This is a genomic window from Anaerobiospirillum sp. NML120448, from assembly GCF_023050945.1.
Classification (GTDB): Bacteria; Pseudomonadota; Gammaproteobacteria; order Enterobacterales; family Succinivibrionaceae; genus Anaerobiospirillum.
Genome location: NZ_JALKIM010000089.1, coordinates 1 through 13,280, shown reverse-complemented (window position 1 = coordinate 13,280; position 13,280 = coordinate 1). Strand labels below are relative to the sequence as shown.

Genomic DNA, 13,280 nt, shown 5'->3' with positions numbered 1-13,280 from the left:
CAATCTGAGCCATGATCAAACTCTTCACTTTAATGATTCGTTTGAAGTGCAACTATAACTAGTTGCCAGTATGTTGGCTTAAAACTCAAAGTTCTTAACTTAAAGAACCCACACAGATTGTCTGTACCTAAATTTTTAAAGAACTTCAAAACGCTTGGTTTTTGCAGCTGTTCGCTTTAGTGCGTGACAGCGGAGACGTATTTTAATGATTTTTAATCTAAGGTCAACACCTTTTTTAAAATTTTTTTTACTTTTTTCTATAACAGAGCTCACAAAATGACAACAAACCTAGTAAACATCACGCTTTTAACGAAAAAATATTTTTTTGGATTTTACATTTTTCTAACAAACATCACTCACTAAAAATGGTCTAAGAGCCATAAATACATAGAGTAGGATTATTACTAACCACAAAAAAATTCCCCCTGTACGGACGACGAATTCTCTTTTCAAGTAGTAACTACCTAAAAAAGTGTGTTCTGTCATGATATTGTAGATATAGTGTGGAGAACTATGACTATGCTGCGCTGCGCTGCCATTAGCTATTCTTCATTGCAGATATTACAGACAGTTATTGCAGGTTACGTTAACGTTGTACGTATAGGTGGATAAATCTGTACGACCTTAGCAAATTATGTTCTCCGACAGAGTTAATGTATTTGCAAGCACAAACAAACTTGCTAAGCTATGTTTAGCTTAAGTTTCACCTTTATTAGGGGGTTTTATGTCTAGTAAAGTTTTATCTGCTCTTATGGGCGCTTGTTTATTGGTACTATCAACTCATAATCCAGCTATGGCGCAAAATGAGAACAACGACTCTGGTATTTATTTAGATAATAGTTTTTTTGATGACTCCCTACCTGCAACTTATGAGCGCTGCCAAGATACTAAGCATATGGAGAACTATCTAAATACTTTGGGAGCCAATGATGGTGCTAAGCTAAAGAAATTTAATGCCTTCTTAATTGGTTGTCAGGCACTACTACAAGATCGTATTGCTAAAACCAAAGAACAAATTTCTAACATTGAAGCCAAGCAAGCCAAGGATAACTAGATAGTTGCACTAATTCCAATTTGTTGAATCTGTAGAACTTTGGTTAGCAGTTGCCTGTTAGCTATTAGCTTTTAGCAGATTGTGGCTGAGATAAAAGAGCGGCGGTGTGTCTATATTTGGGGTGAAGATTGTCGATTGGGGGATAGAGGTCAAAATTAAGTTTTGGTTTTCCATAAGAGCTAAGGCCCTATTTTCTTATAAGAAATTAGGGCCTTAACTTTTTATCAAAGCTAATTAGCTAAAAATAAAAGTATGGCTGGCGACTAAATTGTCATCTAAGTCACGGCATTCAATTCTATCTTCTAGAATTAAAGCAAATCCTGCCTTAGTGCCACCCTTAGGTAGAATTGGTGAACCAGGGTTAACATTTATCAGGCCATTGGACTTAACAAATACACCAGCAATATGAGTATGACCGCTTAAGACAATGTCATTTTCCTTAAGGCCAATTTTATTGCGCAACTCAATAGCCTTATCATGGTCTTCATTATCAATCTTATATAAATGGCCATGGGTTAAAAAGAGCTTTTGTACCTTGGTACGACCAGTTTCATCAGCGCCTTGTGGATTAGGCACTAAAATAATGTGATATGGTGCATTGCATGGGAAATTAAACATCATGCTATCAACTTCACTATCGCAATTACCTCTAACGCTAATCACCTTGTCATGCATTTGATTGAGCGTCTCACTCACTTTTGGTGGTGCGTAGCTGCCAGGTACTGGATTACGTGGGCCATGATTGAGCAAATCACCTAGCAATACTAAATAATCACACTGGTACTTATCAAAATAAGTTAAAGCTTTAGCCAGCTCCTCGGTAGCACCATGCAAATCTGATAACACTAAATATCTCATAAGCAACCTTACTTTTACAAAAGCAAAATTTGATTAGACTAAATGTTCTTGTTAGTTAACGTATTATCGCATGCATCTTTCTTTTGCTACAGATTAGTTTTTCCATGTGCACAACTCCCTCCACTTCTTATGGTTACTTATTACTGATGGCGTTGGCCAATCCTTTTACTAATCTACAAACTCTCTATCCAAAACATTCATTAAAGAAAGACCGACAGCCTTAGCTAAAAGAGGCGGAACAGCATTGCCCACTTGAGCATATTGTTCTGATAAGGTACCCGTAAAAATATAGGTATCGGGAAATGATTGGATTCGAGCTGCTTCCCTAACAGAAAAAGCTCTATCTTGATAATAGTGAATAAATGCTCCCCAATGAGGATCACACTTGGTAAGAATGGTAGAGGCAAGATCATCAGGCTTAACTCGGCCATATCGTTTAGTATGATCTGATCTTTTTGCTCTTTGCATACCTTTAGGCAAAAGCTCTATAGGAATATCAGTCCAGTTGCCACCAGGTTTAATAAAGCTAAAACGCTCTTTATTAATATTGGAAATACCAGCTGCTTCATGATTCCAAATACCATTAGAGCCTTTGCGCATAGCTCTTTGATATTCGCTTAACGCTGCACCAGGATATTGACCTCCAGCTTGGTACTTTTCACCTGCCTCAATTTTAGGAAGATCACCTATAGCTTGCTCTACAGTAGTAAAACAAGTTGTTACCTCTTGTGGTGGGAGTTCTAATAATGATTGTCCAGCATAATGCACACGAAAATTAGGTTTAATAGGAGCATTATTGGTAGGAATAGGATAAGCATAAGAAGGAAGTTCCTTGCCTCTTAGCGCAAGAATAATGGTTCTCCATCTGCTTTGAGGAACACCATAGTAAGCAGCCCCTAAGATGCGCACATTAGCACCATAGCCTAAATCCTCCAAAGACTTAAGAATATCATGCAATGTAGCGCCATTCTCAAAAGAAACTAAACCAGGAACATTCTCAATGAGCACAGCTTTTGGTTTAAAAACCTCTACAAAACGTAAATAATCACGGAACAAGTGATTACGCTGGTCTTCATTGCTTCTTACAGGGGCATTAATGGAAAAGCCTTGGCATGGTGGGCCACCTGCAATTAAATCAAGATCAAATGGTTTAAGGCCAATGCTTGTCATTACCTCTAAGGCATCTACCTTACGAATGTCATTAGTTTCAACTTTTACTAAAGCGTGATTCTTTTTATAGGTATTAGCATAAGTTTGGTTTATCTCACAGGCATATAGACTCTCAAAACCTGCGCACGATAAGCCATAAGATAAACCACCTGCTCCAGAAAACAGATCTATACAATACCTATTCATTACTTTCTCCTAAGTAATGTCCTCAGGACACCTTAATACTTACATTCTCTTTCAATAATGCATTTTTAGGTGGGCGTGGGGCACAAACTAACAAACAAGCTAACTTGTTTTTAGAGGGTTTAGTAAGCATGCAATAAAAAAGGCACAACCTTGTGTGCCTTTGTTGATTTAAAGCTCGCCTAAAGAGCTTTGTTGACGGCGAGTAAAGCTTGATACCACATACTCGTCCAAAAGTTTTTGTTCTTTCTTTTGCTCTTGCTTAAGACGCATTTGTTGCTTCTTCTCCAGCAAGGTTTCAATAATCTTACGGTCTTTTTGCTTGCTAAGATAGATTTGACGCTTTTGCTCAGTCAACATCTTTAAGCGCTCAAGCTCTTTGCGCTGCTTAATAGCAATATTATCAAGCTTCTCAATAAAAGCTTGATAAGCCAAGATCTTAGTACCAGTAAGACCTTTTCTGCCCTCATTTTGCATTTCTGCAATATAGTTGAGTCTAAAATCTTCAACTTGTTTAATCTGAAGCTCATAGTTAGCAACTTGATTCTTACAATAGATCCAATCTTCAAGTGCCTTTTCTTCATCAGATTGACGCTTGTCTCTAACTAAGTTTAAGGCTCTATCTTGGGCCATAAATAATCACCTGCTAAATAAGACTTACAAATAAATGACAAATTGCCTATAGCTAAGTAAGCTAGAGCAACATTTGCACCAAAAATTAAGGCCTGATATCTAAATACGATATCAGGCCCTAAATTTATAGCATAATTCTGATTACTGATTACGTGGTGTTAAGGACATACGAGCCGCTACTGGAGCTTGGCCTTGTCCACCTTGACGTGCAGGAGGTGGCATCATACGACCTTGCTGCATGTTGTTCACCTTGTTCTTAGCATCATCAATTAAGATCATGGATAACTTACGTAAACCATCCAAGCTATCAGAATAAGGAATAACCTCTTTCATTCCTTGTTGAGTAAACTCATCAATGTAAGGCTTGATCATTAAGGCCTGGTCAATACGAGCATCCGAGCCTCTTTGGTAGGCACCAATAGAAATAAGCTCACGGTTTTGATTGTAAAGAGCTAGGCATTGGCGAATAGTTCTTGCCATTACCATGTGTTCATCAGTTACTACCGCTGGCATAACACGAGAAATAGACTTTTCTACGTCAATAGCAGGGTAGTGACCAGAGTCAGCTAACTCACGAGACAATACAATGTGACCATCCAAAATAGCACGAGCCGAGTCAGCAATTGGATCTTGTAAGTCGTCACCTTCTACTAACACAGTAAAGAAAGCTGTAATAGAACCTTGTCCCTCAGCACCATTACCTGCACGCTCTACCAAGGCAGGTAATTTAGCAAATACTGATGGTGGATAACCTTTAGTAGCTGGTGGCTCACCTACAGCCAAAGCAATTTCACGCTGAGCCATAGCATAACGAGTTAAGGAATCAAGAAGTAACAATACGTTATAACCTTGATCTCTAAAGTACTCAGCAATACATAAGGTGGTTTCACAACCTTTTAGACGCATCAGTGGTGAGGCATCAGCTGGGGCAGCTACTACAATAGAGCGAGCACGACCTTCATCACCCAAGATGTCTTCAATAAATTCTTTAACCTCACGACCACGCTCACCTACTAGTCCTACCACTACCACGTCAGCAGTAGTACCACGAGTCATCATACCTAACAGTACTGACTTACCTACACCAGAACCTGCAAATAAGCCCATACGTTGACCTTGGCCTACTGTTAGTAAGGCATTAATAGCTCTAATACCAACATCCAAGTTTTGTCTAATAGGACGACGTGCCATTGGGTTTAGTCGTGTTGGTACCCATTGAGCTGAATTGCCTTTAGCTAAAGGCCCTAAACCATCAATAGGATTACCCATACCATCGATAACACGACCTAGTAAGTGAGGTCCATAAGGGAACTCTCTCATGGAGGTAATAGGATAAACAGCCGCTCCTGGTGTTACACCGTCAACTTTTTCTGTAGGCATAAGATAAATAGTCTCTCCTGAGAAACCTACTACCTCTGCCTCCATATCACCACTAGGCAATTCAATACGACAACGATCGCCAACAGCAACCTTAAGACCTACAGCCTCTAAAGTGAGGCCTACTACACGAGTAAGCTTTCCTACTACTTGAGGAGCTACCTCAGTTTCAGGCAATTGTATAGCCTTGAGGCGTGATAAAAGATTATTCATGGGCAATCAAAAATCTCAAAGTTAAAAAATGGAGCGGTTAATAAACTAAGCTATTGCTTCATCTGTCCTGGAGGAATGGTATCTACAGCTACTCCATCAACCACTTGCTGGTTTGGTGCTAAAGCTTGACCTAATTGAGCAGCTGCCTCTGCGTCAGCTTGAGCAGATAAAATAGAACCATTAGCCTGAGCAACTTCATTTTGAGGTGCAGCGGCCATAGTATGGGCGCTAACTTGAGCGTCAACCTCATCTCTATGAGCGGCACTTTCAATTTCCATAGCATCAGGATCGATATCGCTGTGATCGTCTTGTGGGATATCTTGTCCTAAAGCAGCAGCTAAATTACGCTCAGCCTCATTAGCAAACTGTGGTTTAGGGGCCATTTGCTCCAAATTTTGGACAATACGATCTGACATGTCTACCAAGTCACGAGGTGGAATTAGTGGCTTTTTTGGCACCTCATCATAGTCAGGAGCACCATCAATTACTTCCTTGCGAGCAGAGGATACAACATCAGCAGAACCAGTTAAAAATTCACCAATTAATGTATCAATACGGTCGTCAACACGCCATTGAGCAGAACTTACCTTGGTATTAACTACAACATCGCCCTCTTGTACCTGATCTGATGGCTTTAAATCCCATCCTTGAGAACGCATGTAGTCATTACCAATAGCAGCTACCATTAAGGCATAATCATTTTCATTGAGCATAATTTCTGCTCCCTGCTTAGCCTCTGGTAATAAGCTATAACACCTTTCAATGCTGCTCTTTAAGAAATCTACATCGCCCTTAAGCTCACGCTTAATAATTACTTTAGCTAAACGTGAAATGATATAAACCAATTCATCAGTTACAGTTTCATCGAGCTCACGAATAGGATTAGCCAACATATCGGCTAAATGTCTAAAACGATCAGCTTGGGTAGTTACAATATCACTACCAGCAGCAATACCAGCGCTTTGACCCTGGCTATAGCCCTCATCACGGCCTACTTTAAAGCCATCTTGATAGCCAGATTGTTTGCCCTCTTGTAAACCTTGTGAAAAGCCGTCAACCTTACCTTGCTCTACGCCCTTTTGATAGCCCTCTTCATGTCCTTTATTTAATCCTTCGGTATAGCCTTCATTGCGTGCGGCATTACGGATTTCTTCAAGTTCTTCAGGGCTAATACTAGGAGTTTCTTCTACCTCTTCTTCTTGGGCTACTTCCATAGCAGCACGCTCTGCTGACAGGCGCTCCTCCTCAGCTTGGCGCTCTGCCTCAGCCTTAGCCATACGCAAAGCTTCTTGGTGACGGCGATAGTAACCACCTACCTCATAACCCATAGCATTGGTAGTAACTGGCTTACCATCGTCAAATAATGGCCATTGCATTGGAGTAAAGCCATCAGCCTCATCACCTTGAACTACAGTTACTTCTTTGTATTCAACTGAGCGCTGTGGATCCTTAATGGAAGCTACAACTCTATTAGGGTCGATTTTAGCGCCCATGGTAGAGAAAGCATGATCATGATTTGACATAGGCAATGACATGAGAGCAATACTCCTAAAACTTATTGCAAGAGCAAAACACTAAGTTCTTATATGCTACAGAGCATAAAAAGCTAAATTCTATTTAGCTTAGTCTTTAGTGCAACAGCTGGGCCAAGTTACAATACGCCATCTTAATTGTTAGGCCGCTATAAACGAAAAAGGGCAATTCTACCGTACTTTATTGGCTCTCCTACTATTTTGTCTTAAGAGATTTTTCACTACTAGTGTCGACTAGTTGGCAGATGAGCCTTAAAGATTATTACATGAACTATCTAGATATAATAACACTCCAGACTTATTTTTATAAGCTATGGGCCCTGGCCAATCAATTGGTACTTATTAAAAAGCAAAAAACACTTGCCTAGGAAATTAAACCTTGAGCAAGTGTTTTTGAAAAGAGCAGGAATTATACCTCCTGCTCTTAATAGTAGTAAGAAAAGGAACAATACTACTATTCGATAAAGTCGTTGTCGGCTGCGCCGCGAGAGAGCATAATCTGGCCAGAGTCTGCCAACTTGTGAGCAATAGCCAAGATTTCCTTTTGTGCTGCCTCCACATCGGAGATCTTGGTAGGACCCATGGACTCCAAGTCCTCCTTAAGAGATTCACGAGCACGTGAAGACATATTGGAGTAGAACTTCTCACGTAAGGTCTCATCAGCACCCTTAAGGGCCTTAACAAGAACGTCGTTAGGAATATCACGCAGCAAGGTCTGAATAGAACGATCGTCCACAGCACCCAAGTTTTCGAATACGAACATGAGGTCTTGGATTTGTTGACCCATTTCCTTATCTTGAGCCTGAATAGCATCCATAAGCTGGGTTTCAGTATTGTTATCAAGATAGTTCATGATGTTAGCAGCAGACTTCAAGCCACCAATCTTGGCAGTTTGAGCACCAGCAGAGCCAGCAAATTGTTTTTCCATAATTTCATTAAGCTCTTGCAATGCAGCTGGTTGAACTTCTTCCAAGGTAGCAATACGCATGATCAAGTCAAGACGTACAGTCTCAGGGAACTGACTTAAAATTTGAGCTGACTGCTCTGGATCCAAATAAGATAAAACAATGGTTTGAATCTGAGGGTGCTCGTTTTGAATAATAGTAGCTACCTGACGGGCATCCATCCACTTGAGGGAATCAAGACCATGAGAACCACTGCCCATGGAGATTTGATCTACCAAGTTATTAGCCTTATCTTCACCTAAGGCAGCAACCAAGGCATTCTTAACGAAGTCAGAAGAACCAAGACCAATATTAGAGTGCTTGGTAATATTAGTTAGGAAGGTCTTATGCACAGCATTAACACTATCTTGGTTGAAGTCCTCAACCTCAGCCATACGAATACCTAACTTCTGAACTTGCTTAGGCTGCAAATTACGGAAGAGAGTCGCAGCGTCATCCTCTGACAAGGACAACATTAAAATTGCGGCTTTATCAATACCAGATAGCTTTTCTAAGGCCATCTTTTCATCATCAGACAACTCTAAGCCATTGGTTGATGATGGTACTGGATAGCCCATTGAGCCGCCGCCTTGTCTCATCAGTGCACGATCTGACATACCAAACCTCAAAAAGTTATTACGTTTTGTCTAACTCTTTAATTAAGAGTGTGACTAAATTCTTTAAACCATTATAGTCAAGTAAATCCTTATGCTCTGCTTTTAATAAAACAAAACACAAGGATTTACCTACTACATACAAAAAAGGGGTGGGTTTATCCCACCCCCTTTTTTAGCTATAAAGCTAAGTTAAAACTAGGCACCTTGCTGTTGTTTATTGGCCTTCTTCTTATCTTTCTTGTCAGCCATGTCGGAATTAATCCAATCACGGAGAACTTCGGCAGAAAGCTGAGGCTCATTAGATACCAAGGTACGTACAGCATTGAGCAAGTCTTCATCACGGTGTAAGTTAGGTAACTCAATACCACCCTCACGGTTGATGTTATAGATTTGGTCAGCAAGCTCGTTTTGAGCAGCGATAAGGTTAAGATCATCCTCACCACCCAAGGCTGAACCATTGTCCATCTCAAGCTGTTGTTCGTAAGCCAAGTCTTCGGCAGTCTTGCCACGTAGTAGACGGTTGACCATTGGACGAACTACGAATACTACTAATACTAAGATGATAAGAACTGCACCAGCAATACGTAAGATACGTAAGAATGCTTCTTGCTGCCACCAAGGTAGAGCAGGCTTGATATCATCATGAGGGAAGGATAAGGAGGCTACGTGAACAACGTCACCACGAGTCTCATTTAAACCTAAACCACCACGAACTAAATTAGCAATCTTATCTAAATCTTCTTGTGGACGAGGTACATAAGTTACTGCACCATCAGCACCTGTTTGACGCATATAGTCAACAGCTACAGATACGGTTAGACGTTGTACTAAGTTAGTAGGTCTAATGGTATGACGAACAGTAGTATCAACTTCGTAATTACGTACAGCCTCACGATTCTCATTCTTAGGAGTGGAGCTTTCACCTTCCATGGCAGTGCCATTACGTAACTGCTGTGGAATAGTGGCGTTTGCTGGAGGTTGGTTAGATAAAGAACCAGGAACACCATATGGAGTGCCTTCTTCTTTAGAACCTACTTCCTCACGTAAAGTCTCAGAACGAACAGCTTGATTGTCAGGGTTAAAGAATTGACGGGTTTCCTCTTCAATGGTGGTATCCAAGGTCACATCAACTTCAGCAGAGTAATTACCCTCACCAAGCATTGGACGTAAGATAGTATCTAACTTGTCGCGATACTGAGCCTCACGTAGGGTACGCATCTCAAATTCTTTTTGTAGACGGTCATCGCTAGACTTATTAGCACTCTGATCGCTAAGTAAACGACCGTGCTGATCAGTCACAGTAACATCTTTGGCCAACATATTGTGGACAGAGGAAGCTACAGTAAAGCGAATGGAATTTACATTATCAGGAGATAAGTAAGCGCCATTTTGTAATGTAACTACTACAGCTGCAGATGGGCGCTGCTGACTGCGAGCAAATACATTATCACGTGGAATGGCTAATAAAACTGTTGCGTGCTCAACGCCGTCAATACGTGCAATAGCATTAGCTAATTGGAGCTCACGGCTATGCTTAATACGCTCAGACTCTAAACGTTGAGAAACACCGAAACCATTGTCTTTTAAAATTAAGGCATCTTGCTCTGCAATTTTATTGACAGCTACACCATTACGTAACATAGCCTCACGTACGGTTTGGTAATCATCAACATGAACCAAAATGCTATCGCCATTTAAGGTGTAGTTAAAGCCTTGTAAGCTTAAAAAGTCAATTACTTTACCCAACTCCTCAGGAGTATAACGACCTAAAGAACGTTGAGATTGTAATTGAGAGCTAGACTGTAATGATAAAAGACCAAATACAGCACCAGTTAAGAATAGAACTAAAAAGCCGAGAATGATGAGCTTTCTTAAAATTTCACCATTGCGCAAGAACTCTGACACTCTACCCTTAAAGGTAGAAGCGGTAGGAGCAGCATTAACAGTGTTACCTAAAGTACCACCGATGCGATTATTGTTCTCGACAACTTCATCCCCATCGAGAACATCGCGATTGTCAGCATTGCGATTGTAGTCATCTTGATTACCCATACCTTGAGCATTTGGGTCTACAACAGCAGTGCCTGGTTCTTGAGGATTTGAGCCAGTGGCAACTGGGAATGAATTCTCTGACATTTTCTATCCTTTAGACAAAAGATTAAATCTGCATTTGCATGATTGACTGATAAGCGTCAACTAGCTTATTGCGGATCTGTAAAGTAGCCTCAAAAGATAAGCTTGACTTGTTGGATGCAATCATAACATCAGCTAAAGTAACAGAACGATCACCTACGTCAAAACGACTTTGTAAAGAGGCTGACTCATTCTGGATAACATTAACGTTCTCAAATGCATCCTTTAATAACTGCTTAAACTCACCAACAGACTGACCTGCGGAGGTAGTTGGTTGGTAAATCTTAGTTGTGTTCTGGTTTTCTACTACAGATGGATTTAATGCACCATTAATATTTGCAGTAGCTTGATCACGTAAAGCACGAGCTGCACTCTGACCATCAAAGTAAGGTACTTGAGAGCCTACATAACCGAAGTTATTACGACCATCCTGCATTAAAGCATTGGTGCCCATACCTTGAGTCATGGCGTTCATTTGCCTATTCATTTGCTCGAGCTGACTTAATAAGCCAGTATTTGAAATGTGATCGATGCCCATTTTATGCTCCTGTCAGATTAATGACGAAAAATCAAATCTCTAGAGCATATAAGTCAAAAAGCGTGCCAACGCAAAAAATAAGTTATAAAACAGCTTATATATGCGCTTTTATCACAATTCAAAATAGCAGTTTTTAGTAGTTTGACCCTAAAAAAGTAAGCAAATGAAAAATGAAGGTAGTGCTTTAAGTTCAGTTCATAATTAAACACTAGCTTAGGAAAACTTAGCTTCCTAAACTATCCAACCAATGTTAGGCAAAATCGCATCAGTAATATGGATTTGCAGTACTAAACAGATCAAGATTAAACACTGATCCTGAAATTATATTATTTTTAGCAAATAAATGCTTGTTAAATTGCTCTTTTTTTCCAATGTGCTCTCAAATATTTGAAATTGTATGACCACTAAGCAATAAAAAAGGGCAGCCACGGCCACCCTCAATAAGAACGCAACTTACAAAACTTAATCTCGATTATTGCAAGATTAAGCGGAAAATACGGATTTTAATGGTATTACGATGATCAGTGTAGCTTACATAAAGCAAATGATGGCGACGATCTACTTGTAAATATGGAGAGGTAAAGATGCCCTTAGGATCGTCCTCTAAACGTAATAACTCACTAAAGTTCTTACCATCTTTAGACATATAAATAGCAAGTGGAGCACCCTCATCAGGGTTGCAAGAGTCTTTATCGGTTACTAACTTGCCACATACTAAGAGGCGATTCATATAGGTAACACAATCAATACCTGCCAAGCAGTTATAAAGTGGTACTCCATAAGGAGTGCCAAAAGTCTTACCTGCATCAGCGCTATCAGCTACATATACTTGAGAGCCTCGGGCGCTCATTAACATATGCACCTTAGAGTACTTATCATTAAGCTCCTCTTGGGTCAAAGAACTTAAATCATAGCCCTCACACTGATGTATACCCAAGTCCTCAAATAAAGCAGATTGCACTACACCATGAGCAAAGATTGCTTTTTCTGAGGCTTGCTTTTGCTCATCGCTTGGCATAATTTCGTTACTCATATGTAAGGAACGAACATCATCATCTGAGTAATCAACAAAAGCCATGCCCTCATTATTGTCTACCGAGCAAGGCATAATAACACGACCAGCATAAGGGCCTTTTCTTACCAAGTAAGGTTTAGTTCTTACTGGACCTCGACCTTCAATAGCTCTATCCTCCACCATTTGTCTTGGAGTGATAAAGTGCTTGCCATCGTCAAAACTTAAACTTAGATAGCTAACAGTAGAACCATTTTCCTTACCAGCCTTATAAACTAAAGCAATAATGGATTCATCTTGTGAGCCAATCTTTACTTGTGGATAGAGCTTTTGACCATCTTCTACTAAGTTTTCTGCTGAGGTGTCAACAATACCTTTAGGAAGATCTTTTAGGGTTGTACCATTTTGTAAAGCCTTAGTACGCACCTCTTGTGATTGATTTAAATAAAAAAGCACAGGAGTGGAGTTAGCTTTTTGATTTAACTGAGGACAGTCAAGTTTTTGTACACTAGAGTGACTGCCATCAGCTTCAATACGCACAATATAAATAGAGGTATCGCCTTTCTCCTTATCTGGGCCTGCATAAAAAGCACATAATAAAGGGCTAAAAGGAATAAAAGCATTATGATATCGTTCATGCTTTAAAGGTAAGATAGTACTAGCATGACATAGTCTTACCTCATGTTTGTAAGGCTCCTTACTGTGCTGCTCAAAATCTTGATTAGCTTTTTCTACCTCATCCAGGGTAATAGAAGTGCTAAACACCTCATGAACATCGACCATATCAACCACCTTACTAGCCTTTAGGGCTACTAATCATAAAAAGTCATAATATTAGTAGCGCGGAAACCCCTGTCTTTAGACAGGGGAGGAAGCGCCCTCTTTTTTAATTGCAGTTAAAAATGTCTTTCGCTTTTGAATAAGCTTAAGTTTTTTAGGGGAGACAGATTTGGATATATGTTGACCATCAATGGTTCTAATATCAAAACCTCCATCTTGACGACGTCCCATAATAA

At 40.0% G+C, this 13,280-nt stretch carries 10 protein-coding genes; 1 reads left to right on the top strand and 9 read right to left on the bottom strand.

Going from position 1 to position 13,280, the window contains the following annotated elements; translation table 11 throughout:
* Positions 1-724 precede the first annotated feature (724 nt).
* The gene (locus tag MXE38_RS10970; protein ID WP_246914809.1) at positions 725-1,054 is read left to right on the top strand and encodes a hypothetical protein; all 330 of its coding nucleotides are present in this window, start codon (positions 725-727) and stop codon (positions 1,052-1,054) included.
* Positions 1,055-1,288: 234 nt separating this feature from the next.
* Here MXE38_RS10970 and yfcE read toward each other — a convergent pair whose 3' ends face one another.
* The 9 genes from yfcE to MXE38_RS10925 all read right to left on the bottom strand — a co-directional run bounded on the left by yfcE (position 1,289) and on the right by MXE38_RS10925 (position 13,047).
* Entirely contained in the window at positions 1,289-1,912 is a 624-nt protein-coding gene (gene yfcE / locus MXE38_RS10965; protein ID WP_246914806.1) for a phosphodiesterase, read from the bottom strand.
* Between the two features lie 168 nt (positions 1,913-2,080).
* Positions 2,081-3,268 carry a DNA cytosine methyltransferase gene (locus MXE38_RS10960; protein ID WP_246914803.1) on the bottom strand — a complete coding sequence of 396 codons (1,188 nt, stop codon included), beginning with the start codon at positions 3,266-3,268 and terminating at the stop codon, positions 2,081-2,083.
* A gap of 168 nt (positions 3,269-3,436) precedes the next feature.
* Positions 3,437-3,898, bottom strand: a complete 462-nt coding sequence (fliJ, locus tag MXE38_RS10955) for a flagellar export protein FliJ (RefSeq protein WP_246914800.1) — start codon at positions 3,896-3,898, stop codon at positions 3,437-3,439.
* A gap of 141 nt (positions 3,899-4,039) precedes the next feature.
* Positions 4,040-5,488 carry a flagellar protein export ATPase FliI gene (gene fliI / locus MXE38_RS10950; RefSeq protein WP_246914797.1) on the bottom strand — a complete coding sequence of 483 codons (1,449 nt, stop codon included), beginning with the start codon at positions 5,486-5,488 and terminating at the stop codon, positions 4,040-4,042.
* A 50-nt stretch (positions 5,489-5,538) separates the two neighbouring features.
* Positions 5,539-7,023 carry a FliH/SctL family protein gene (locus MXE38_RS10945; protein WP_246914794.1) on the bottom strand — a complete coding sequence of 495 codons (1,485 nt, stop codon included), beginning with the start codon at positions 7,021-7,023 and terminating at the stop codon, positions 5,539-5,541.
* A gap of 451 nt (positions 7,024-7,474) precedes the next feature.
* Complete coding sequence (gene fliG / locus MXE38_RS10940; RefSeq protein ID WP_348647384.1) at positions 7,475-8,485, bottom strand: flagellar motor switch protein FliG; 1,011 nt, start codon at positions 8,483-8,485, stop codon at positions 7,475-7,477.
* 291 nt (positions 8,486-8,776) lie between these two features.
* Complete coding sequence (fliF, locus tag MXE38_RS10935; RefSeq protein ID WP_246914790.1) at positions 8,777-10,717, bottom strand: flagellar basal-body MS-ring/collar protein FliF; 1,941 nt, start codon at positions 10,715-10,717, stop codon at positions 8,777-8,779.
* Between the two features lie 22 nt (positions 10,718-10,739).
* Positions 10,740-11,252, bottom strand: a complete 513-nt coding sequence (fliE, locus tag MXE38_RS10930) for a flagellar hook-basal body complex protein FliE (protein ID WP_246914786.1) — start codon at positions 11,250-11,252, stop codon at positions 10,740-10,742.
* Positions 11,253-11,724: 472 nt separating this feature from the next.
* Positions 11,725-13,047, bottom strand: coding sequence for an exo-alpha-sialidase (locus MXE38_RS10925; RefSeq protein WP_246914783.1), 1,323 nt, complete (start codon positions 13,045-13,047; stop codon positions 11,725-11,727).
* Positions 13,048-13,280 lie beyond the last annotated feature (233 nt).